Source organism: Mycobacteroides sp. CBMA 271 (assembly GCF_009729205.1).
Lineage (GTDB): Bacteria > Actinomycetota > Actinomycetes > Mycobacteriales > Mycobacteriaceae > Mycobacterium.
The window spans coordinates 119,719-142,356 of the sequence record NZ_VTHB01000008.1; the positions used below are offsets into that span (position 1 = coordinate 119,719).

23 protein-coding genes and 2 riboswitches are annotated in these 22,638 nt (G+C 63.8%); of the genes, 11 read left to right on the forward strand and 12 right to left on the reverse strand.

The features are described from left to right. Window positions 1–22 precede the first annotated feature (22 nt). Window positions 23–1,108 carry a DNA integrity scanning diadenylate cyclase DisA gene (disA, locus tag FZI91_RS20575; protein WP_155940977.1) on the forward strand — a complete coding sequence of 362 codons (1,086 nt, stop codon included), beginning with the start codon at window positions 23–25 and terminating at the stop codon, window positions 1,106–1,108. Here disA and FZI91_RS20580 read toward each other — a convergent pair. From FZI91_RS20580 to FZI91_RS20595, 4 genes are all read right to left on the reverse strand, one after another. Next, window positions 1,105–1,851 (reverse strand): hypothetical protein, encoded by a 747-nt coding sequence (locus FZI91_RS20580; RefSeq protein WP_162525926.1) that lies wholly within the window; start codon window positions 1,849–1,851, stop codon window positions 1,105–1,107. The genes disA and FZI91_RS20580 overlap by 4 nt on opposite strands. 110 nt (window positions 1,852–1,961) lie before the next feature. Continuing rightward, entirely contained in the window at window positions 1,962–3,494 is a 1,533-nt protein-coding gene (locus tag FZI91_RS20585; RefSeq protein ID WP_162525894.1) for an LCP family protein, read from the reverse strand. A gap of 43 nt (window positions 3,495–3,537) precedes the next feature. Beyond that, entirely contained in the window at window positions 3,538–4,488 is a 951-nt protein-coding gene (locus tag FZI91_RS20590) for a cytochrome c oxidase assembly protein (protein WP_155940978.1), read from the reverse strand. A gap of 54 nt (window positions 4,489–4,542) precedes the next feature. Beyond that, window positions 4,543–5,157, reverse strand: a complete 615-nt coding sequence (locus FZI91_RS20595) for a carbonic anhydrase (protein WP_155940979.1) — start codon at window positions 5,155–5,157, stop codon at window positions 4,543–4,545. Between FZI91_RS20595 and FZI91_RS20600 the strand changes: the two genes are divergently transcribed. After that, a complete protein-coding gene (locus FZI91_RS20600; protein WP_162525893.1) occupies window positions 5,151–6,023 on the forward strand; it encodes an A/G-specific adenine glycosylase in 873 nt (290 codons plus the stop codon). The genes FZI91_RS20595 and FZI91_RS20600 overlap by 7 nt on opposite strands. A 6-nt stretch (window positions 6,024–6,029) precedes the next feature. Further along, the gene (locus FZI91_RS20605) at window positions 6,030–6,515 is read left to right on the forward strand and encodes a hypothetical protein (RefSeq protein ID WP_155940980.1); all 486 of its coding nucleotides are present in this window, start codon (window positions 6,030–6,032) and stop codon (window positions 6,513–6,515) included. Between the two features lie 3 nt (window positions 6,516–6,518). Here the strand turns inward: FZI91_RS20605 and FZI91_RS20610 are convergent, their stop codons facing one another. Next, complete coding sequence (locus tag FZI91_RS20610) at window positions 6,519–7,475, reverse strand: helix-turn-helix domain-containing protein (RefSeq protein WP_155940981.1); 957 nt, start codon at window positions 7,473–7,475, stop codon at window positions 6,519–6,521. A 71-nt stretch (window positions 7,476–7,546) separates the two neighbouring features. Here FZI91_RS20610 and FZI91_RS20615 point away from each other — a divergent pair, with 71 nt between their 5' ends. After that, window positions 7,547–7,750, forward strand: a complete 204-nt coding sequence (locus FZI91_RS20615) for a hypothetical protein (protein ID WP_155940982.1) — start codon at window positions 7,547–7,549, stop codon at window positions 7,748–7,750. 83 nt (window positions 7,751–7,833) lie between these two features. On the opposite strand, the gene FZI91_RS20620 is transcribed toward FZI91_RS20615, so the two are convergent. Then, window positions 7,834–8,616, reverse strand: a complete 783-nt coding sequence (locus FZI91_RS20620) for an alpha/beta fold hydrolase (RefSeq protein ID WP_162525892.1) — start codon at window positions 8,614–8,616, stop codon at window positions 7,834–7,836. A 53-nt stretch (window positions 8,617–8,669) separates the two neighbouring features. Between FZI91_RS20620 and FZI91_RS20625 the strand changes: the two genes are divergently transcribed. From FZI91_RS20625 to FZI91_RS20635, 3 genes are all read left to right on the forward strand, one after another. Next, a complete protein-coding gene (locus tag FZI91_RS20625; protein WP_155940983.1) occupies window positions 8,670–8,987 on the forward strand; it encodes an antibiotic biosynthesis monooxygenase in 318 nt (105 codons plus the stop codon). Window positions 8,988–9,010: 23 nt separating this feature from the next. Further along, the gene (locus FZI91_RS20630) at window positions 9,011–10,324 is read left to right on the forward strand and encodes a serine hydrolase (RefSeq protein ID WP_155940984.1); all 1,314 of its coding nucleotides are present in this window, start codon (window positions 9,011–9,013) and stop codon (window positions 10,322–10,324) included. A gap of 166 nt (window positions 10,325–10,490) precedes the next feature. Continuing rightward, the gene (locus tag FZI91_RS20635; protein WP_309224098.1) at window positions 10,491–11,867 is read left to right on the forward strand and encodes an oxygenase MpaB family protein; all 1,377 of its coding nucleotides are present in this window, start codon (window positions 10,491–10,493) and stop codon (window positions 11,865–11,867) included. A 4-nt stretch (window positions 11,868–11,871) separates the two neighbouring features. Here the strand turns inward: FZI91_RS20635 and FZI91_RS20640 are convergent, their stop codons facing one another. Both FZI91_RS20640 and FZI91_RS20645 read right to left on the reverse strand, forming a co-directional pair. Then, a complete protein-coding gene (locus tag FZI91_RS20640) occupies window positions 11,872–12,666 on the reverse strand; it encodes a CbtA family protein (protein WP_155940986.1) in 795 nt (264 codons plus the stop codon). 22 nt (window positions 12,667–12,688) lie between these two features. Beyond that, the gene (locus FZI91_RS20645) at window positions 12,689–12,895 is read right to left on the reverse strand and encodes a CbtB-domain containing protein (RefSeq protein WP_030095805.1); all 207 of its coding nucleotides are present in this window, start codon (window positions 12,893–12,895) and stop codon (window positions 12,689–12,691) included. A 40-nt stretch (window positions 12,896–12,935) separates the two neighbouring features. Continuing rightward, window positions 12,936–13,042: riboswitch (cobalamin riboswitch) on the reverse strand. Between the two features lie 23 nt (window positions 13,043–13,065). Continuing rightward, window positions 13,066–13,303, forward strand: a riboswitch (cobalamin riboswitch). Between the two features lie 109 nt (window positions 13,304–13,412). Between FZI91_RS20645 and FZI91_RS20650 the strand changes: the two genes are divergently transcribed. The 4 genes from FZI91_RS20650 to FZI91_RS20665 are packed head-to-tail and all read left to right on the forward strand — an operon-like array spanning window position 13,413 to window position 17,123. Continuing rightward, complete coding sequence (locus FZI91_RS20650; protein ID WP_155940987.1) at window positions 13,413–14,462, forward strand: iron ABC transporter permease; 1,050 nt, start codon at window positions 13,413–13,415, stop codon at window positions 14,460–14,462. After that, window positions 14,462–15,238, forward strand: coding sequence for an ABC transporter ATP-binding protein (locus tag FZI91_RS20655; protein WP_155940988.1), 777 nt, complete (start codon window positions 14,462–14,464; stop codon window positions 15,236–15,238). Before FZI91_RS20650 ends, FZI91_RS20655 begins: the two co-directional genes overlap by 1 nt. A 2-nt stretch (window positions 15,239–15,240) precedes the next feature. After that, window positions 15,241–16,224 carry an ABC transporter substrate-binding protein gene (locus tag FZI91_RS20660; protein ID WP_155941176.1) on the forward strand — a complete coding sequence of 328 codons (984 nt, stop codon included), beginning with the start codon at window positions 15,241–15,243 and terminating at the stop codon, window positions 16,222–16,224. A gap of 32 nt (window positions 16,225–16,256) precedes the next feature. Then, the gene (locus FZI91_RS20665; protein ID WP_155940989.1) at window positions 16,257–17,123 is read left to right on the forward strand and encodes an LLM class flavin-dependent oxidoreductase; all 867 of its coding nucleotides are present in this window, start codon (window positions 16,257–16,259) and stop codon (window positions 17,121–17,123) included. Window positions 17,124–17,140: 17 nt separating this feature from the next. On the opposite strand, the gene FZI91_RS20670 is transcribed toward FZI91_RS20665, so the two are convergent. The 4 genes from FZI91_RS20670 to lysS form a co-directional block, all read right to left on the reverse strand. After that, window positions 17,141–17,611, reverse strand: coding sequence for a DUF2231 domain-containing protein (locus FZI91_RS20670; RefSeq protein ID WP_155940990.1), 471 nt, complete (start codon window positions 17,609–17,611; stop codon window positions 17,141–17,143). 121 nt (window positions 17,612–17,732) lie between these two features. Next, window positions 17,733–20,270: an ATP-dependent Clp protease ATP-binding subunit gene (locus FZI91_RS20675; RefSeq protein WP_155940991.1), complete on the reverse strand. Its 2,538-nt coding sequence runs from the start codon at window positions 20,268–20,270 to the stop codon at window positions 17,733–17,735. A 303-nt stretch (window positions 20,271–20,573) separates the two neighbouring features. Beyond that, window positions 20,574–20,918 (reverse strand): histone-like nucleoid-structuring protein Lsr2, encoded by a 345-nt coding sequence (gene lsr2 / locus FZI91_RS20680; RefSeq protein WP_155940992.1) that lies wholly within the window; start codon window positions 20,916–20,918, stop codon window positions 20,574–20,576. Window positions 20,919–21,079: 161 nt separating this feature from the next. Continuing rightward, the gene (lysS, locus tag FZI91_RS20685; RefSeq protein ID WP_162525891.1) at window positions 21,080–22,582 is read right to left on the reverse strand and encodes a lysine--tRNA ligase; all 1,503 of its coding nucleotides are present in this window, start codon (window positions 22,580–22,582) and stop codon (window positions 21,080–21,082) included. Window positions 22,583–22,638: the final 56 nt, after the last annotated feature.

Consider the following 22,638-nt stretch of genomic DNA (forward strand, 5'->3'; position numbering starts at 1 on the left):
AGCCTGAAGAGGGAGGTGCGTAATGGACAACGCGGAAGCCAACGCACGAATGCGCGAAACCCTGGCCAGGTTGGCGCCCGGCACACCGCTGCGTGACGGATTGGAGCGCATTCTTCGTGGTCGCACCGGGGCCTTGATCGTCCTCGGCTACGACGACAAGGTGGAGGCCATCTGCGACGGCGGCTTCGCACTGGATGTCGGATTCGTCCCCACCCGCCTGCGCGAGCTGTCGAAGATGGACGGCGCGGTGGTGCTCTCTACCGACGGATCGCGGATAGTCCGCGCCAATGTGCAACTCGTCCCCGACCCATCCATTCCGACCGACGAATCCGGCACCCGGCACCGCTCCGCGGAACGCACCGCCATTCAGACGGATTATCCCGTTGTGTCGGTGAGCCATTCGATGAACATCGTGAGCGTGTACACCGCCGGTATCCGGCACGTGGTGATGGATTCGGCGACGGTGATGTCGCGCGTCAACCAGGCGGTATCCACCTTGGAGCGCTACAAGACACGACTGGACGAGGTGACGTCGGCGCTCTCCACCGCGGAGATCGAGGACTTCGTCACCCTGCGCGACGTCATGACGGTGGCACAGCGACTGGAGCTGGTACGCCGGATCAGCCAGGACATCGAACTCGATGTCATCGAGCTCGGCACCGATGGCCGCCAGCTCAAACTACAGATCGGCGAGCTGGTCGGCGATAACGACACCGAACGTGAACTGCTCGTTCGGGACTATCACGCCAACCCCGAGCCGCCCACCCCGGAGCAGATCGCCTCAACACTTGAGGATTTGGACGCGCTCTCGGATACCGACCTGCTGGATCTCACGGTGCTGTCACGTACGTTCGGATATCCGTCGACCGTAGAAGCCCAAGACACCGCAATGAGCTCACGGGGCTATCGGACCATGACACAGATCCCTCGCCTGCAGTTCGCGCACATCGACAGGCTGGTGCGGGCCTTTGGATCCCTGCAAGGGCTACTGGCGGCGAGCGCGACAGATCTGCAGTCTGTGGAAGGCATCGGCGCCATGTGGGCCCGGCACATCCGAGAGGGACTATCCCGGCTTGCCGAGTCCACCCTCACCGAGCAGACCGGTTAGGCCGGTGGCGGCCCTGCCGGCGGCGGCGCGTCGGCAGGCTTCTCGCCAATGAGGAAGGGCACCGGCGCACTGCGCAGATCACCAAGCTGCACCACCAGCGAATAGGTTCCTGGACCGATCGCCGGGCGTGGCAACGGGCAGTTCGGCGCCGAACCCATTCCGGTCCAGGTGACCTCGGTGGTCACCTGCTCACCCGGGTTGAAGCTCTTGATGGACGACTCTTGAGACGGCGCGCAATCCAAGTTGGCCCAAATCCGTTTGTTGTCGGTGCTGAACACCGATGCGGCCAGCACCGCGGCACCCACATCACGCTTGCATTGCACCAGACCGATGTTGGTGACCACCATGGTGAACTTGGGCTGTTCACCGGCCAGATAGCTGGGCTTGTCGGTGGACGCCTTCACCGCGAGCGTCGCGTCGGGGCAGTCTTCGCCGGGATTCAATGCAACCGGTGGCACCAACTCAGGCTTGGCGATGGGCGGTCCGTCATGGGGCGGCGCATCCGCAGGCTTGTCGGTCGGCTTCTTGATCTCATTGGGCGGCAGGATAACCGGCTTACCGGGGGCCGCGGCCGAATCGGCGGGCTTGTCGGCGGCCGTCGTATCGGCCCCTGCACTGCCACCGACCAGCGCGAAGATCACCGCCGCAACGATGGCGACCAAGACCACCGCCACGCCAATCGCGAGGGCACGGCGCCGCCAATAGATCTCTGAAGCCAGCGGGCCTTGAGGGTGCATTTCAATCACGATTCAACGGTAAGCGCAGGTCACTACGAGATGGCCGACCTCGCTCGGCGTGTCGGCGAGCTATGCAGACTTCACAGTGCTATTTGGGACTGCGCGGGCGGTGGGCGCTAGTTCACGCAGGGGACACCGCTGGCGCCGACCACCGGCTTACCCGAGTCCGGTGGTGCGTAATCACCCGAGGACTCCGAGCTCGACATCGAGCTCGCGGTGCCACTGTCCTCGGCGCTCATCACGTCGGACGGTGCGGAGTAACCGTCGCCCAGCATGACCCGAATTCGCCCGGGCGCCAACGACGGATCCGCACTGGGCTTCATCTCGATCCCCAACATCGTGGACATTGCCCGGGCGTCGGCCTCAGCGCCGACACCGTAATCGATGGCAGTACCGGTTGATTCGCCGCTGACGGGGTCGCGCACCTCGCCTTTGGTGTAGCCCCTACCAACCAGCGCGGACGAAATCGTTGTCGCTAGACCGGACGTCGTGGTGGCGTTCACTACGTCAACGGTGCTGGTGGGCGTTGTCGTGGCGGACGCGGGAGCGGAGTCGTTCCCCGTGAATGCAGCGGCCACCTTGGCCCGAATCGCCATCGCGTCAACGATGTTGACGTCGGCACCGTTGATGTTGTCGTACCGGACCACCGGCAACGTCTGGAAGTTCACATTGCCGTCGGCAATCTGCCCGAGACGCTGGAACTGCTTCTCGTTCCAGCCTTTCGACAACACGACGTCCTTGTGGACAACGTTCATCAGACCGTTCAGCTTGGTGATGTCGGTAAGTGTTCCCGCGTTGCGCAGCTGCTGCATCACCGATACCAGGAACGCCTGCTGACGGTGGGTACGGTCGAGGTCGCCGTTCTCCAAGCCATGGCGTTGCCGCACGAATGCCAATGCCTGTGAGGCATTGAGGGTTTGCTCGCCGGCCGGGAAGTTTGCGCCCGAATAGCTGTCGTAGACGGCGTCGTTCAGGCACACGTTGACCCCGCCGAGCTCGGAAGCCAGATCGTAGAAACCGAGCAGATTGACCTCGGCGAAGTAGTCGATGGGCTGGCCGGTGAGCCGGTGTACGGCGTTGAGGGTGGCGCGGCGTCCGGCCTCGCGGCTCTGCTGCTCCAGGGTCGCCTGATCGGTAACGCCCTCATTGACCAACTTGTCCGCCGCGTTGGCCTTGGTCAGGCCATACGCTTCCTTGATCTTGATGTGCTTGTAGCCGGGGATGCCTTCGGCCGGGACCCAATCGTCACGGGGGATCGAGAAGGCGGTGACCTTATTGTCGGCACCAACGTGCACGAGGATCAGCGTGTTGGTGTTGTAGCCGCCCGCATCCGAGTCTCCGGCGTGCAGCTGGTTCAGGATCGCCTTGGGCAGGTCGTTTCCGTCCTGATCCTTCCGCGAGTCCAGACCGATCAGCAGCATGTTCATGGAGCCGTCGCTCGACTTGCCACCTTCGGCCTCCGCCGCGGAGGTGGGGACATGGCTGAATGCTTTGTAGAAGACCTGCCAGCCGGCGCCGGTTACCACCAGGCTGCCGCATGCCAGCAGCGAGAAAATGGCGCGTCCCGCCGCGGTTCCGCTTACTGACCAGCGTTTATTCGATTTGGGTAGCGCGTGCTTGGCCCGCCTGCGACCACTGTCGCGGCTCACCCGTCACCGCCAATAGAAGGCAGCAACGCGCACACACTTGCTGTCATCCCCTGCCGAACCTCTCACGCAATTCTGGTTCATTCTCCCACCACAACGACGACGCCGCCACGTGGCCATCCTCACCCTGTGGATAACTGTGCTCCTCCGAGCAGCGATCAAGACGGTCGAGTTCCGAATCGACCAGCTCAGAGTGCATTTTCTCGTCAACCGAGAAGGCCCGCATGAGCAGAATCAGGAACGGAACCGACAGCACATCCCCGACAATCCACAAGATTCCGGCACCAAACGACTGATCGTCGCGCAAACTGGGGCCCCAACCGGTCCGTGCATGCAGGTAGAAATCAGCGCAGATCAGCGGGCCCTGCCACAGCACCAGACCGAGAATCCCGTCCCCCAGCGACTCCGCAATGCTGATGACCAGCGACACCATCTGGGAATACCGCCGCGGTACCGGATCGCTTTGTAGACGCGCATAGAAATATCCAAACCCGATCAGCACCAGCAATATTCGTGTGCCGGCGGCAATCCACGGATCCTGGAGCGTGGCCCGATACCAGGGCGTTAGGTAGAGCAACCACGGAGTCGCGAGCATCCCCACCGAAGTGGTGAACGGATGTGCGGCAACACGTGCTACCGGCGAACACAGCATGCGATCGATCCGCGCTTGCCAATCAGGCGAAACTGCAGCACGAATCACGGTGATCGGGCGCCCCAGAGCCAGCAGAAATGGGACCACGAACATCAACAGGAGCACCTGCAACGCCCGCACCCAGAACAGCACCTGGGCGTACACGCCCACCGCACTCATCGTCGCCAGCAGCCACACCAGCAGGCCCGCTACGAACACCACGGGGAGACGCCGTTCTGGACCCGAATTTCGCCGGTAGCACCAGCAGTACCCGGCCCCGAGCCCCGTAACGAGCACTGCGGACCAGATATCGAAAGTCCACGTACCGACCGCGGACGCGGGAGTCAGGGGCGCCAGCACACCCATGAGTATGAAGGCTGAATCGCCCCGTCAACCTGCACGTTTACTGTGAGTTCTGGGCTACTCTCCGATATCGCCGACGTGACCGTGCACCTCCACGCGCCCGTCGGCAAGCTTGTACGTCAGGTACACGATGGCCAACTTCTTGGCGCGGACCGCATCGGCGACCACTTGGGAGCGTTGCAGCAGCTTGGTCCCGGTCTCTTGCACGTGGCGGGCCTCGAACTCGTCGACCCGGGTCAATCCGTCCTTGCGACCACTCAGGATGGACGGGATCACGCGCACCACCAGGTCGCGGATGTACCCACCCGGCACCTCGCCCGTGTCGAGAGCCTCCAATGTCGCACCCACCGCACCGCACGAGTCGTGCCCCAGAATGGCGATCAGCGGCACCCCGAGGACGGCTACCGCGTACTCGATGGAACCGAGCACGGCGGAGTCGATCACCTGGCCCGCGGTGCGGACGATGAACATGTCACCCAAGCCCTGGTCGAAGATGATCTCCGCGGCGACCCGGCTGTCAGAACACCCGAACAACATCACCTGGGGGTTCTGGCCCGCGGCGAGTTGTGCGCGATGGGCGATGCTCTGACTCGGGTGTTGTGGGAAACCACCGACAAAACGCTGGTTACCCTCTTTGAGTGCCTTCCAGGCGGACTTCGGATCAGATGCCATGCTCGCCATTGTGCCCTGACGAACTTTTGGGCTGGTTCGACCTCGCCGAGCGGGACCTTCCGTGGCGCCACCCCGAAGCGACGCCGTGGCACATCCTCATCAGCGAGGTGATGCTGCAACAGACGCCGGTGGCGCGAGTGGAACCGATCTGGCGGGAATGGGTCGTACGCTGGCCGGTGCCGTCGGCAATGGCGAATTCGTCTGTGGCAGAAGTGTTGCGTGCGTGGGGAAAACTGGGATACCCGCGCCGCGCGATGCGGCTGCATGAGTGCGCGACAGTCCTGGCCCGCGACTACGACGACCAGGTACCCGACGATGTCGAGACATTGTTGACGCTGCCCGGCGTGGGCGCGTACACGGCGCGCGCCATCGCCTGCTTCGGTTACGGGCAGCGAGTTCCCGTGGTGGACACCAACGTTCGCCGAGTCATCGCGCGGGCGGTGCACGGCATCGCCGACTCCGCGCCGTCGGCCCGGGACCTGCGGGATGCCGAGGCGCTGCTCCCCGACGAGAACGGGGCGCGGTTTTCGGCGGCACTCATGGAGCTGGGCGCGCTGGTGTGCACGGCGCGCAGTCCCCAATGCCCGCTGTGCCCGCTGAGCTCCTGCGAGTGGCGCGAAGCGGGACGTCCCGAGTTAGACACTCCGGTGCGGCCGGTGCAGAAGTACGCCGGTACGGATCGTCAAGTACGCGGTCGGCTGTTGGATGTGCTGCGCGGCAGCAGCATTCCGGTAACTCGGGCACAGCTCGATGTCGTGTGGTTGTCCGACGTCGCCCAACGTGATCGCGCGTTGGACTCGCTACTCATGGACGGACTGGTGGAGCAGACGGGGGACGGCCGGTTCGCGCTGGCAGGCGAGGGCTAAGACGACATGGACAAGAAACGTTTCGGATTCGTGGTGCTCGTGGTCGTGGGACTCGTCTGCGCGGCCATCGTCGGCTGGATCGTTTTCGATGATCAAGACCTATCGGAATACGAGCCGTACAGCGCAACGAGGCAGAACCAGAACGCGAACACCCTAGTGGCACAACTAAATGACGGAATCCCGAGGAAGGTCTCCGTCGTGTGGGCCACTGAGGGCCCGGATGACGCAGTGGGGCGAGACTTCAACGGACAAACCGAACGGATGGTTCGCGCAGCGATGCCATTGCCCGGTTGCAACTACACCCTCAACTCCATCACGGATCGTGGGAGACAAGATCGGAAGGGCGATACGCAAACCGCCACCTACCGCTACGACATGCACATCACCGAACATTGCCCCCACAACATCCAGTACGACCGCCTCATTGGGGTGATAGCCCACCCTGGTTACGGCGCGCATTGGTATGACTACCGGTTCATCATCAAGCGGTAGGTCCTACCCTGCCTCACGGGCGAACATGCGCCGATAATCGGTGGGGGTGACACCCGCGGAGCGACGAAAGTGATGGCGCAGCAGGATTGCCGTGCCGAATCCGCTTCGCGCCGCGACGCTATCGATATCCAGATCCGTCTCCTCCAGCAGGCGCCGCGCTAACAGCACCCGTTGGTCGATGATCCAGCGCATCGGTGTCACACCAGCCTGATCGGTGAACCTACGGGCGAACGTACGTGTCGACATGTGCACGCGCGCAGCAAGATCCGCCACCGTGTGCGTCTGATCGATGTTCTCAATCAGCCAATCGAACAGTCCGCCAAAGCCATTGGTGTCCACATCGGGCATGGGGTGTGGGATGAACTGACGCTGGCCGCCAGCGCGCTGCGGCGGTACCACCATGCGCCGGGCGATCCGATTGGTGATGTCGCTACCCAGCTCGCGGCGCACCAAATGCAAGCAGGCGTCGATTCCCGCAGCGGTCCCAGCGCTGGTGATGAGGTCACCGTCGTCGACGAACAGCACGTCGCGGTCCACCGTCGCGGTGGGATACCGGCGGGCGAGTTCGTCGGTGTACATCCAATGCGTGGTGCAGCGGCGCCCGTCCAACAACCCCGCGGCGCCCGCGATGAACACACCCGAGCAGACGGTGAGCACGGTGGCCCCACGGTCCGCCGCCGCACGCACCGCCTTGAGGGCCTCGGGCGGATAGCCCTCAGTGAAGGGACGGGCCGGGAGCGCCACCAGGTCGGCGTCGGCCAGCCCTTCGAGGCCGCGGTCAGGAATGATCGACGCCCCGACCGTCGTGCGCAGCGGGACGCCGGCCTCGACTCCGCACACCCGGAAGTCGAAGTTCGGCACTCCGTCCCGGGTGCGGTCGATGCCGAAGACCTCGCAGATGACTCCGAACTCAAACACGGCGACGCGGTCGAGGACCAGGGCCGCGACGGAATGCAGCATGGCTGAATATTATCGGAAGACGTCAATTCTGCCACTGTTGGCACAATATTTATTAGAACAAAATTATTGCCATGACCATCTTCGCCGCCACGCTCGTCCTACTCTCCCCCTTCGCCCTGGCGGTCGCATTGAGCTGGATCGCGCGCCGAAACGCGACCTTCCGAATCCGCCTGGACCAGTTCCGGGTCGCCGCGCCACTCGGTGGCACCTTCGCCGATGACCGCGACCTGGCAAGGCAGCTGCACGAGATGGAAGTCATCCACTCCCGACGCTGAGGCCGGAGCCGCGAGCGTGCGCACAGGCAGAAATCTCTCGCTGATTCCCTGCATGGACGCACACTCGACGAGCAATCCTGCCGCTAGTGGAGTCCCGCTTCAAGAATGAACTCGGTGACCGCGGCCCGATACGTCTCGGGAGCATCATCGTGAATCAGGTGCCCCGCACCTTCGACCTTCACATAGGTTGACTTCCAACCGATCTCGGCCATCTTCCGCATCTGCCCGGCGGGCGCGACGCTGTCCGAGGCCTCCAGCAGAAGCGCCGGGCAGCGCACTGCCCGCCACTGGTCCCAGAAGTCACGAGTTCCCCATTCGGATGCCGTAGCGAGCCATTTGTCGATAGGGCCGTGCAACCGCCAGCCCTCCGGGCCACGGTCGAAGGCCTCCAAAAAGTATTGGCCCGCAACAGGTCCGAATCTGCCGAGGATGTCCTGCGGGGCCGTGAAGACCTCGGGCCACGAATACAGCCAGGGTTCCCAGGGGCCCGTCGTTCCGCCGATGAAGTCGGGCGCCATGTCCTCCACCACCAGCGCGGACACCAGCTCCGGATGCTCCGCCGCCAGGCACCACGCGTGCAGTCCGCCCATGGAATGCCCGACCAGCAGCGCCGGACTGCCTAGTGCCCGTACGGCAGTCGCGAGCGCATTCACATAACGCTCCGTCGAAATCGGCTGGGAATCAACAACATCACGGCCGCGGTGCCACGGTGCGTCGTAGGTGTACACCCGCCCCAGCTCACGCAGCCAGGGCAGCTGCCGGGACCAGGTGCTACCTCGGCCCATCAGACCGTGAACGAGGACGATGGGCGGCGCCCCGGACTCTTCAGAAAGTCCTCCCTGGTCGAACAGGCGGTCGCGGTCCATGCCTCTCATCATCGCCCCTCATAAGGTAGGAGCCCGCACGGTAGCCTGAACCCATGTCCGTGGTGAAGATCAACGCAATCGAGATCCCCGAGGGTGCAGGTCCGGAGCTGGAGAAGCGATTCGCTCACCGTGCCGGCGCTGTGGAGAACCAGCCAGGATTCCTGGGCTTTCAGCTGCTGCGCCCCGTCAAGGGCGAGGACCGCTACTTCGTGGTCACGCAGTGGGAGACCGAGGAGGCCTTCCAGGCCTGGGCCACCGGTCCGGCAGTCGAGGCGCACGCCGGCCAGCAGGCCAAGCCTGTGGCCAAGGGCGCGCACCTGTTGGAGTTCGAGGTGGTGCTCGACGTGACCGGGGCTGCCGCCAAGGCGTGAACGACGGTTCGTTGCGCGCGCGCATGACGCGCGCCGTTTCTGTGTGCACAGTCGCCGTGCTGGCCTTGTCGGTCGGCAGCACAGCAGGGTGTGGCATCAAGCTGCGGCAGGTGCCGCATGGCGATGTGGACACCAGCACGCCGCCAGGGCTGCGATCACAGCAGCTGATCGACATGCTGAACTCGAACTGGCCGATCGGCAAGCAGGGCGTCGCGACGTTGGCCGCTGCCAACAAGGTCGACGACTACACCGAGATCATGACCAAGCTATGGGTTGACCGGCCGTACAAGGTCAGCTCGGTCGATCTGGCGGCGAACAGCTCCACCGTCCACTTGATCGCACCGTATGGCGCCAACGTCGACATCGGGCTGCGCACCAACGACAAGGGTGATGTCGACCGGCTGGTTCCCTATCAGCAGCCGCCGAACATCGCCGAATGGTCGGATGTCGACACCGCCATGTCGGCATCCGGCGGCCGGTACTCCTACCGCGCCTCCAAGATCGTCAACGGAGAGTGCCAGCAGGTCGCCGGGACCAGCACTTCCGAATCCATGCCGCTCGCTTCGGTTTTCAAGCTGTACGTGCTCCTGGCGACCGGCACCGCCATCAACGCCGGCACCCTCACATGGGACGACCAACTCACCGTCACCGATCGCGGCAAGGCGCTCGGCAGTTCGATGGACAAGCTCCCGACGGGTTCCACGGTTTCGGTGCGCACCGCTGCCCAGAAGATGATCTCGGTGAGCGACAACATGGGCACCGACATGTTGATCAACCGCGTCGGCCGTCACGCGATGGAAAAGGCGCTGGCCGACGGGGGCCATCACGACCCTGCGTCAATGACACCCTTCCCGACCATGCATGAACTGTTCAACATTGGCTGGGGCATCCCGGACGTCCGCCAGCAATGGAAGGACGCCACCACCCCTGAGCAGCGCGGCCGGATGCTCGCCGACGCCGATACCCGCGACTACAAGCTCGACCCCGACCGCACCACCACGCCGGCATCGAAGTACGGCATCGAGTGGTACGGCAGCGCGGAAGACATCTGCCGTGTACACGCGGCGCTGCAGAAGACCGCTGTCGGTCCGGCGGCACCGATTCGCGACATCCTGTCGGCCGAGCCGGGTATCGACCTGCACAGCGAAAACTGGCGCTACATCGGCGCCAAGGGCGGCAACCTACCGGGCGACCTGTCATTCAGCTGGTACGCCGAGGATCGCAACCACCAGCCCTATGTAGTGAGCTTTCAATTGAATTGGGATCGCGCGTTCGGCCCCGGCGCCGGCGGGTGGGTCATGGGCCTAGCCAAGGGCGTCTTCAAGAAGCTGGGATGAGCGCCAGCGCGAAGACCATCAAGCGGAGATGAGCGCCCGCGCGACACGTGCCGCGTAAGCACGGTCTGGGGCTAGCTTCGCGGGCGTGGGGCTGCTAGTTTTCAAAATTAACAACATATGTTGCCAACTAGTGGGACACGCGGGACCCTCGAGAAGGGCTGGTTCAATGGCGAAACCTGTGACCTCGACAAACACTAAGCACAAACACGACTACTACTACCGAACGGGCATGCCCTGTCGACCAATCCCGCCCGCCAAGGACCAATTCAGCTGGGTGTGGCGCCACTGCAGGCACCACATGTTCGGACCTTGGTTCGAGGTTGAGGACGAGATCACCCCCACACCGCTGAGTCAGATGTTCGACGACCACATGTGGCAGGGCGACGAGCTGATGGATGCCGTGGTGGACATGTTCGGACGGCTCGGCTCCAAGGAGGCCCGCGCACTGTTCGACCAGGCGATCGATCAGGGCATCGAATCCTTGGATGACCCGCCCGCGGAATTGCAGGCCCTACTGGAGGACGCCTACCGCGTGCCGGACTGGTGGGACCCGGTAAAGGCCGAACGCGGTCGCAAACGGATGACCAGTTCCACATTGCTCACCATCGTGATCGTGGGAACGTTCGCGGTGTTCGACACGGTGATGAACGCCGACGTCTCCGCCTCCACCGGGGCCAGCGGACGCTTCCGCGACCAGGGACCGCAGCGCGTGGTGGAGACCGCACGGTTCTTCGGCCGACTTTTCGACCGTGACGCATTCCGGCCAGGAGGGGACGGCATGAAGCTCGCCCTCCGGGTACGTCTGGTGCATTCATTGGCGCGCAAGGGACTACGTTCCGCGTGGGGCGACGACCACTACGCCCTGCATGGCAATCCGATCTCCAACTCGTCGATGCTGGGTTTCCTGGAAGCCGCGAGCCTGGGCGCATTGCTCATCGATCATCGGCATGGACGGCCATGCACCCTCGAGGATCTCGACGACAGCTGGCACCACACCCTGCGTTGGGCGCACGTCTTTGGCGTCGCCGAGGAACTCATTCCCCGCACAGGCTTGGACGCCATGCGCAACCTGGACTACCTGCTGGCGCGGTCGGGTAACTCCTCACCCTGGCGCGCAGAACTCGTCGAGGTAGGACTAGGTGCCATCAATCGCGTGACATCGATTGTCCCCGGCGGCGAAAGGCTCCTGGGCCCAACTCTCACCCGTGCCGGTTCGCTGTTTCTCAGCGCAACAGGTTCGGTCATCATGGGCCCCGCGGCCATGGACGAGTTCTTCCGCGACACGGGTTACCAATGGGTCGATCATCGCCTGGCGGGGCTCGCGCTTAAGGCCATCGCCATACCCGTCTCACGTGCCGCCGCCGCACGCGACAACATGCCCGGCATCGGCATGGTGCGCCGGCTGATTCATGGAGCGGCCATACCGAATCCGGGTGACTACATAAAACTGGTCCTGGACGTCGCCGAGAAACCCCTGCGAGTGAAGTCGACCTTCGCAATGCACGACAACAACACAGCGGGAAGGAAATTCACCGCCGCATAGGCCGCTACCCGGTGGTGGCCGCCTGACTGTTGAGCGTCTTGCGCCCCACGACGGTGGCGAATCCGATGCCAATGGTCGCCCACATGATCGCCTGCGTGAGGAACGAGTACAGCCGGAACAGGTACAGGTCGTGCGCCGGGAAACCTGGGTAGACGATCGTCCCGTTGGCATCCAGCAGCGGTTGCGGTGCCTCGACAAACCCCGGTGTCACTGCCATGACCAGCCCCACCAGCACAACGAACACCGCAGCCGCAACCAAAGTGGCGGTCCACGTCTCCCACCGCTCGGCAAGCGCGCGCCCCACCCAGAGCGCCACCGTCAGCGCAATGGCAGCGACGACGATCATCAGCACGAAGTAGCCGGTGCGCTCCTTGATGGTGCCCTCGGCGCTCGCCGCCGGCGGATTGGCCGGGAACTTCAGGAACGGCACGACATACAGCACCAGAAACAGCCCGCCCGCAACCGAGAGCGCCTGCCCGCGCGGGCTGAGATTGCCCACCCGGCCGATCGCCACCACATAGGCCACCGCGAACAGCGCGCCCATCGCGACACCGAACCCGATGACGCCGAGCGCCAGGCCGGCATTGGCCTGAGCGAACCGGCTGAACAGCTCGGCACCCTCGTGATGGGCGTGGACACCCGCCGCCGCATCGATCGCGGCCTGCGCTTCCCCCCTGCCCTCCTCATAGGAGATGGCCCTGTTGATGACCGGCTCGACGAATATCCATCCGAAGATGAAGGACAGCAGCCCGCCGACTGCGCCGAAGCCCAAGCCGCGCAGGATTATTGATTTTTCCATGAGATGCGTTCGTCCCGGCGCTCTAGTGGCAGGGGAAACCGAGCAGGTGGCGGGCGTCATGCACGAATTCGTGAACGTGCATATCGCTGCCGAAGATCGACACCGCACCCTGGTCGATGCCGATGAAGTAGTAGGCGAGCAGCCCAAACAAGGTGGTCACGCTCAACCACAGCGCTGCCTGGGGAATGGACACCGCAACCGGATGGCTGGCGGACGTTGTGTGGGCCATGTCGCTCCTCTTCGGGGGTACCGCGTCCCGGATCTGATCGGTTGTCTTGGCATCGACGGCGGGGTCTGACTCTCACAGTGGCGCGACCGTCCTGGGATTACACCAGGTTCCCGTCCTGTCGAAGGACGCACTGAGCTTAGTCGACGCGGCCGGGCGGCGCGTTCGAGTGATAGTTTTGGCCCCGCATTGGTTTTCCCGGGAGTGCCTACGGCGCCGCCGGGAATCGCAAGAGGGAATCCGGTGTGAACCCGGAACTGCCCCGCAGCGGTATGTGGAAACGACAGCGGCATCCAAAGCACTGGGCTTGATTTTCTGAACAAAGAGCCCGGGAAGCAGCCGCCAGTAGGTGAGGCCCGACAAGCCTCGCGTCCGCGAGTCCGAAGACCTGCCAACGCGGCCGCGCCATCCGGCGCGGTCTTCGCCAGCGCCGAGGGATCAGCTGGTGGAGGGCGCGCACGTGGCGTGACCGCTCCTGGCTCTTTCCCACCCGCGACGCCGGCGACCCGACGACGCAGGAATGTCGATGCCCGCAACCGGACGGTCCGCAGCACTCGCAGTGGTCGGTGGCCTGGCGCTGGTGGTGCTGTCTGTGATTGCGCTCGCCTTCGGTACAGCCGATGTGCCGTGGCGCGATTGCCTGCGGTTCCTTTGGGTAGGCGGCACCGGCGGCTCCGTGCGCGCCGCCGATGCTGCGAACTATCGGATTGTCATCGAGTCTCGACTGCCGCGGGTGATTCTCGCCATCCTCGTCGGCGCCGGGCTCAGCGTGGTCGGCGTGGTGGTGCAGGCAATGGTCCGCAACGCCCTGGCCGATCCCTACGTTCTCGGCATTTCGTCGGGAGCCTCGGTGGGGGCAACCGCGGTGGTCGTCTACGGCGTGCTGGGCACCCTCGGCGCCTACGCGCTGTCGTTGTCGGCCTCGCTCGGCGCCCTCGCCGCCACCGCGCTGGTGTATTACATCGCCCGTTCCCCACAGGGTTTGGTGCCGCTGCGGCTGATCCTCGTGGGCACGGCCGTCGGCTACGGCCTGTCCGCGGTGACGACGGTGCTGCTGTTCCTCGCGCCCAACGGGGAGGCGGCACGTAGCGTCATGTTTTGGCTACTCGGCAGCCTGGGGTCGTCGTCCTGGGACAAGGTGCCGGTGGCACTCGCGGCGACCGTGATTGGGGTTGTTTGTGTAGCCGGGTTGGCCCGCCAGCTCAACGCCCTGGCCATGGGCGATGAGGTCAGTGCGTCACTGGGCCTACCCGCCGGACGGTTCCGGGTGGCGCTGTTCTTGATGTCCGCCGTGATGACCGGATGCTATGTATCCATCTGCGGAGCAATCGGATTCGTGGGACTGGTGATTCCCCATGCGGCCCGGCTGCTGGTCGGCGCGGACCATCGCCGGGTCATCGTCATCGCGCCTGTGCTGGGCGCATGCTTTCTGGTGGCCGCCGATCTCGTTGCACGGACCGCGATCCCACCCCAGGAACTTCCGCTGGGTGCAATCACGGCGGCAGTCGGGGTGCCGGTATTCGTTGGGTTGATGCGACGCCGCGCGATGTCGGCGGGGACGGTCGGCTGATGGAAGTCACCTATCGGGGTGTGTCCGTCGATATCGCGGGTACACAGATCGTGTCGGATATCGACCTCGACGTTGCATCGGGCGGATTCGTGGGCATCGTCGGCGCCAACGGCAGCGGCAAATCGACCACCCTGCGCTGCCTGTACCGCGCGCTCACCCCCGTCTCGGGTGACGTTCAGGTCAGCGGCATGTCGGTGCGCGCAATTAGCATGCGGGAGAACGCCCGTCAGGTGGCAGCGCTCACCCAGGACATGTCCTTGGATTTCGACTTCACTGCCGCGGAGGTCGTGGCCACCGGCCGCCTGCCGCATGGCACGTCCCTGCGTGGCGTCACCGCACAGGACCGGCAGATCTGCGCGGAGGCCACCGAAACGGCGGATGTGACGGCGCTCGCAGGCCGCAGGTTCAGCTCCCTCTCGGGCGGCGAGCGACAGCGAGTTCTCATCGCCCGGGCCCTGGCACAGCAGCCGCGCGTGCTGGTGCTCGACGAGCCGACCAATCATCTGGACGTGCACCACCAATACTCGATACTCAGTTCGGCTCGGGCCCTGGGCATTACGGTGATTGCGGCACTGCACGATCTCAACCTCGCCGCCCAGTACTGCGACGTGATCCATGTCATGGCCGAAGGCCGCGTGGTGCTGTCGGGGTCGCCGCATGAGGTCATCACCGTCGAGTCCATTGGCCGCTGGTTCGGTATCGGCGCTCATGTCATCGCGCATCCACGAAGCGGCGTTCCACAGGTCATATTCGACACACAGGAGAAGACGCAATGAAGATGCAGGCGATGGCTGTCACCATCTCGCTACTTGTCGCGGGCTGCGCGACCATCGAGGCGCAGACACCCGGAACGGACAAGGCGTCCATCGAAAATTGCGGTGCACCACTTAATGTTCCGGTGCCCGTCACTCGGGCGGTAAGTAACGACACCGGGGTGACCGAAATTCTGTTCGCACTGGGCCTGCAGGACCGAATGGCCGGATACTTCATAGACGCGGGACAGGACCGCGACGTCATGACCTCGCCGTGGAAGGCGCAGTTCGAATCCACCACCAATCTGGGGCAGGGATTCACCCGCGAGGCCGTACAGGCGGCGCGCCCCGATCTCGTATTCGCCGGGTGGAACTACGGATTCAATGAAACATCGGGGCTGACGCCGGATTGGATTCGGACTATCGGTTCGGTGCCCTATCAGCTCACCGAGGCGTGCCGCCAACCGGGAACAGTGCGGCGCGGTATCAAGCCTCCTCTCGACGCCCTGTATGAGGATCTGACCAATCTGGGCACGATCTTCGGTGTCCAGGACCGCGCCCGGGACCTGATCGCGACCTACCGCAAGACCGTTGATTCTGTGCAGTCACGCATACCCACGGGGCAGCCACCGGCGCGTGTCTTCTTGTACGACAGTGGCGATGCGGAACCATTCACATCGGGCAAGAACGCCGCGCCCCAACAGATCATCGAAATGGCCGGGGGACAGAACGTCTTCTCCGATCTGAACGATAGCTGGACCACCACCGCCTGGGAGACCGCGGCCCAACGTGATCCGCAGGTGATCATCATCTGCGACTACGGCATCGGTCCGAACAACACCGCCGAAGCGAAAATCAACCTCCTCAAGGCGCAACCGCTCATGAGGCACACGCGGGCGGTGCGCGACGAGAACTTCATTGTCCTGCCGTACGCCGCGCTGGTGGAGGGACCCCGCAATCCCGACGCCATCGTCACGCTGGCGAATTATCTACGCGGCAAGGGATTCTGAGCACTGTCGGCCGATGGGCATAGGGTGGCGAGATGAGCTCCCCCGCCGCCCTCGGCCTCATGGTCCCGCCGTCACTTCCGCCGGAACGACTTCCCGATATCGCCCGCGCGGCCGAGGCTGCGGGTCTCGACCAGCTATGGGTGTGTGAGGACTGTTTCGCAACCACGTCGATCAGCTACGCATCCATCGCGCTGTCCGTGACCGAACGGATCAGTGTCGGCACCGGTTTCCTCTCGACGCCGGTACGCAACGTCGTCACGGCGGCGATGGACTACAGCATCCTGGCCCGCAACTTTCCCGGCAGAGTCATCCCGGGTATCGGCCACGGCTGGCAGCCCCATATGGCACAGATCGGAGCCAAGGTCGGTTCACCATTGAGCCTGCTCGAGGAATACGTGACCGCACTGCGAGAGCTCTTGTCCGGCAAAGAGGTCACCCGCTCCGGGCGGTACGTACGGCTGGACCGGGTGCGGCTGGATTGGCCACCGGCCGAACGCTTGCCCATCATGATTGGCGCGAACGGCCCCAATTCGCTGCGCCTGGCCGGCCGGTTAGGCGATGGCACCTTGCTGACGAGCATGGTCACGGCCGATACGGTTGCCGCCCACTGCGAGCTCATCAGCCCCGGCCCCGACCACCGCATCTTCTTAAGCCGCACCATCAGCGTGGGGCCGGGCGCTGCCGAACTCATCGCGACCGATCCCGGCCACTACCCCGGCATCTCCTTCGATACCTCGGTGAGCATCGGCGGAGACGCGACCGAAGTGGCCAATCAGCTTCTCGCGCTGCAGCGTCTCGGTGTCACCGATTTCATCGCATCCCCGACCGGGAACGAACCCGACCTCATCGACTATGTCCACAGTCTCGGTCAGGACGTTGCGCCGCTTTTACACTCGTGAGGCAGGCAGGTCCGAACCTACTCGCCGTCTCCGGCAAGTTCTTTGCCCCACACGGCCTTTGCGCCGGAGTCCCCGATCCGGATCACACCGACGATGGAGACCACCCCGAGCACTAGCACCAAGGCCGCAACCGCCAGGTGCGGTCCGAGCCGCTCGGGTGACACGTCGAGCCGGTGAGCAATCGCCAGCACGATCGCTCCCAACACCAGCGCACCGGAGAACACCAACATCCAGTCGCCACGCTCGGTGTGGGTTAGCAGCGCCTCGCTGGGATGTTCTTCACGATCGAACAGCCACTCGCCCGCCGAGGTGGTGATCGGCGTGAGTGTCAGCGTGACCGCCGAGAGCGCGGCCACCAGCCACACCAGCCGCGACCGGACGGCGACGGACAACCCACACAGGATTTCCAGAACCGCCGTCAGCGGCGCAAGCACGACAACGAAATGCACCAACAGCACGTGCGCGGGCAGTCCGCCGATCGTATTCATGCGGGGACACTACTGCTGTTGGGCCCCCGGCGGCCCAGAATTGCCGAGTGTGAACGTCAGGGCACAAAAAACGCCGAGTGTGAGCAGTGATGCTCACACTCGGCGTTTTGTGATCGATTGACTATTCCGTACCGGCCTTGGCCAGATCGACGGCCGACTCGTCGTCGTCCGCCGGCGGCGCGGGCTTCGGACGACCAACGAAGGTGAACTTCGCGTCCTCGCCGGCACTCTCGCCGTCCCAGCCCTCGACATCGACGGTGATGAGCTCGCCCGCGCTGATCTCGTTGAAGAGGATCTTCTCCGAGAGGGTGTCCTCGATCTCGCGCTGGATGGTCCGGCGCAGCGGTCGCGCACCCAGCACCGGGTCGAACCCGCGCTTGGCCAGCAGAGCCTTGGCCTGGTCGGTGAGCTCCATCGCCATGTCCTTGGTCTTGAGCTGCCGACCGACCCGGGCAATCATCAGATCGACCATCTCAATGATCTGTTCCTTGGTCAGCTGCTCGAACACGATGATGTCGTCGATGCGGTTGAGGAACTCGGGACGGAAGTGCTTCTTGAGCTCGTCGTTGACCTTCTGCTTCATCCGCTCGTAGTTCGAGCCGCCGCCGCCCTCGGAGAACCCGAGACCCACTGCCTTGGAGATATCGGATGTCCCCAGGTTCGAGGTGAAGATCAGCACCGTGTTCTTGAAGTCCACGGTCCGGCCCTGGCCATCGGTCAGACGTCCATCCTCGAGGACCTGCAACAGGGTGTTGTAGATCTCCTGGTGAGCCTTCTCGATCTCGTCGAACAGCACCACGCTGAACGGCTTGCGGCGCACCTTCTCGGTGAGCTGACCGCCCTCCTCGTAGCCGACGTATCCCGGAGGAGCGCCGAAAAGCCTTGAAGCGGTAAAGCGGTCGTGGAACTCACCCATGTCGATCTGGATGAGCGCGTCGTCGTCGCCGAACAGGAAGTTCGCCAGCGCCTTGGACAGCTCGGTCTTACCGACGCCGGACGGCCCGGCGAAGATGAACGAGCCAGACGGGCGCCGCGGGTCCTTCAGACCGGCACGGGTGCGGCGGATGGCCTTGGAGACGGCCTTGACGGCCTCCTCCTGCCCGATGATCCGCTTGTGCAGCTCCTCTTCCATGCGCAGCAGCCGAGTGGTTTCCTCCTCGGTGAGCTTGAACACGGGGATACCGGTCCAGTTGCCCAGCACCTCGGCGATCTGCTCATCGTCGACCTCGGCCACGACATCCAAATCACCTGAGCGCCACTGCTTTTCACGATCAGCCCGCTGCGCGACCAGCTGCTTCTCGGAGTCGCGCAGCCGCGCGGCCTTCTCGAAGTCCTGGGCGTCGATGGCCGATTCCTTCTCCCGGCGCGCGTCCGCGATCTTCTCGTCGAACTCGCGCAGGTCTGGCGGAGCGGTCATCCGGCGGATGCGCATCCTGGCGCCGGCCTCGTCAATCAAGTCGATGGCCTTATCCGGCAAGAACCTGTCGTTGATATACCGGTCGGCCAGGGTCGCCGCCGCGACCAGCGCGCCGTCGGTGATGGATACCCGGTGGTGCGCCTCGTAGCGGTCACGCAGACCCTTGAGGATCTCGATGGTGTGCTCGACGGTCGGCTCGCCCACCTGCACCGGCTGGAACCGGCGCTCCAGGGCGGCGTCCTTCTCGATGTACTTGCGGTACTCGTCGAGGGTGGTCGCACCGATGGTCTGCAGCTCACCGCGAGCTAGCTTGGGCTTAAGGATCGAGGCCGCGTCGATCGCGCCCTCGGCGGCACCCGCGCCGACGAGCGTGTGCAGCTCGTCGATGAACAGGATGATGTCGCCGCGGGTGTTGATCTCCTTGAGCACCTTCTTGAGGCGTTCCTCGAAGTCACCGCGGTACCGGCTGCCGGCCACCAGGGACCCCAGGTCCAGGGTGTACAGCTGCTTGTTCTTCAGGGTCTCGGGCACCTCGCCGTGCACGATGGCCTGCGCCAGGCCCTCGACGACGGCGGTCTTGCCGACACCGGGCTCGCCGATCAGCACCGGGTTGTTCTTGGTACGACGGCTCAGCACCTGCATGACCCGCTCGATTTCCTTCTCGCGGCCGATGACCGGGTCGAGCTTGCCTTCCAGAGCGGCGGCAGTCAGGTTGCGTCCAAACTGGTCCAGGACCAGCGAGGTCGACGGGGTACCCGCCTCGCCACCGCGACCACCGGTACCGGGCTCGGCGGTCTCCTTGCCCTGGTAGCCGCTCAGCAGCTGAATGACCTGCTGACGCACCCGAGTGAGCTCAGCACCCAGCTTGACCAGCACCTGAGCCGCCACGCCCTCACCCTCACGGATGAGGCCCAGCAGGATGTGCTCGGTGCCGATGTAGTTGTGGCCGAGCTGCAGCGCCTCGCGCAGGCTCAGCTCCAGCACCTTCTTGGCGCGGGGGGTGAAGGGGATATGCCCGGACGGTGCCTGCTGCCCCTGGCCGATGATCTCCTCGACCTGGCTGCGCACCCCCTCTAGGGAAATGCCAAGCGACTCCAGCGACTTCGCGGCAACACCCTCACCCTCATGGATCAGGCCGAGGAGGATGTGCTCGGTGCCGATGTAGTTGTGGTTGAGCATGCGGGCCTCTTCTTGAGCCAGCACCACCACCCGCCGTGCGCGGTCAGTGAATCTCTCGAACATCGGTCTCCCTCGCTTCCTCGTCCGGTCTTCGTACAAGCGGTACATCCTGCCGCTCCGGGGCTTCCCCCGAACGGCTCATCTCCGCTGGCACTCGGACCTAATTGCCACTCTAGTGGTCGGCCGTTGTCGGTGCGCTGCTCGCATACCAGGAGATACCCAGGGACGCCCCCTGAGACACCTTCCTCATACACGAAATCACCGCACCCGGCGGTGCTTGTTAGGCAACCGAATAACGCCAGGTGCGGTGAAAACGTTTCCGACTTTGCCCCAGCTTCGCCATAAGCGAAATCCTGGGGGGACGTCCTAGTTGGAGGCGTTGAACGCGTCAACCACTTCTGCAGGAATGCGACCACGTGACGACACATTGTGTCCGTTCTTACGTGCCCACTCCCGGATCGCCGCGCTCTGCTCGCGGTCGATGCTGGCGCGCCCGCGCCCGGCGCCTGAACTCCCCCGCCCACGACGACGACCACTGACACGGCGAGCGTGCTCGACCCATACCGAGAGCTGATTGCGCAGCTTCTCTGCATTCTTTGAAGAAAGGTCGATCTCGTAAGTCACGCCGTCAATACCGAATTCAACGGTCTCGTCGGCAGGCGCTTCACCATCGACATCGTCGACAAGCGTGACCGTGACCTTCTTAGCCATTCCTGTTTCCTTCCAAAAGCGGAACCCCCGTTGGTCCAACTCAAACATGCCACGGATTGCCGCAAAGTTCAACATACCCGCAAGGCTGCGCGTGTTCCGCTCAAGGCAAGCGATTCACTACACTCGTAGTTGAAAAGTGCGGAAAAATTCGAACGCGTAGATCAAAGCGTGGGTCGGACAATCGGGAACAAGATCGTCTCCCGAATTCCCAATCCGGTAAGCGCCATCAACAACCGGTCGATACCCATCCCGGTTCCGGCTGCGGGAGGCATCCCGTACTCCATCGCACCGAGGAAATCCTCATCGAGACTCATCGCTTCGTCATCGCCGGCCGCAGCCAATCGAGCCTGGTCAACGAACCTTTCACGCTGGATCACCGGATCAACCAACTCCGAGTAGCCGGTCGCCAATTCAAACCCGCGGACATACAGATCCCACTTCTCGGTGACCCCCGAGATGTTCCGATGCTGACGCGTCAGCGGTGACGTCTCGACGGGGAAATCCCTAACAAAAGTCGGTGCGAACATTTTGTCACCGACCTGGTGTTCCCAGAGTTCTTCTACGAGTTTTCCGTGGCCATAGCCGCGATCGGTGGGAATCTCTGCGCCCACTCGATCCGCGATCTTCCATAGCGCGGCAATCGGGGTTTCGGGCGTGATCTCATCCCCGAGCGCTTCCGACAAGGACGGATACATTTCCAACGTCGTCCACTGACCGTCCAAGTCATACGTTGATCCGTCGGGCAACGTCACCTGCCGGGTACCCATTGCATCGTCCGCTACCTCCTGGATGAGCTCACGGATCATTGTTGCGGCGGTATCGTATGTGCCATAGGTCTCATATGTTTCGAGCATCACGAATTCGGGAGAATGCGTAGAATCGGCCCCTTCATTACGAAAAACTCGGTTGAGTTCAAAAATCTTCTCGAAGCCGCCGACGAGTGCCCTTTTCAGGAAAAGTTCCGGTGCAATACGCAGAAACAGGTCGATATCGAGCGCGTTGGAATGCGTTGTGAACGGTCGCGCGGCGGCGCCACCCGCAAGGGTCTGCAAGATTGGCGTCTCCAACTCCAGGAATCCGCGTCGGTGCATAGCGTCACGGACCGCCCGCATCACCGCCACCCGCTGCCGAGCGACCTGGCGCGCCTCCGGTCGCACAATCAGGTCCACATACCGCTGGCGCACTCTGGTCTCTTCGGACATCTCCTTGTGAGCAACGGGCAGCGGACGCAGAGACTTCGACGCCATCTGCCAGCTGTCCGCCAGCACGCTCAGTTCGCCGCGACGAGAGCTGATTACTTCGCCGTGCACGAACACGATGTCGCCAAGATCCACATCGGTCTTCCAGTCGACAAGTGCCTGCTCGCCGACACCGGCGAGGCTGATCATCACCTGCAGCGGGGTGCCGTCACCGTCCTGCAGCGTCGCGAAGCACAGCTTGCCGGTGTTACGAGAGAAGATGACGCGGCCCGAGACGCCCACCTGATCGCCGGTGCTGGTATCGGTTTCCAGCTCCGTGTAGGCGTCACGAATCTGCTTGAGGCTGTGGGTGCGGGGCACCTCCACCGGATACGGCTGAGTGCCTTCGGCGAGCATCTTCTCGCGCTTGCCCTGACGGATGCGAAATTGTTCCGGCAAGCTGGTCTGCGCATCTGGATCAGTCACGTCTCGGCAGCTTAGTGGTAGTGCCTCGGTCAGACTGATTTGCCGATTCTGAGGTG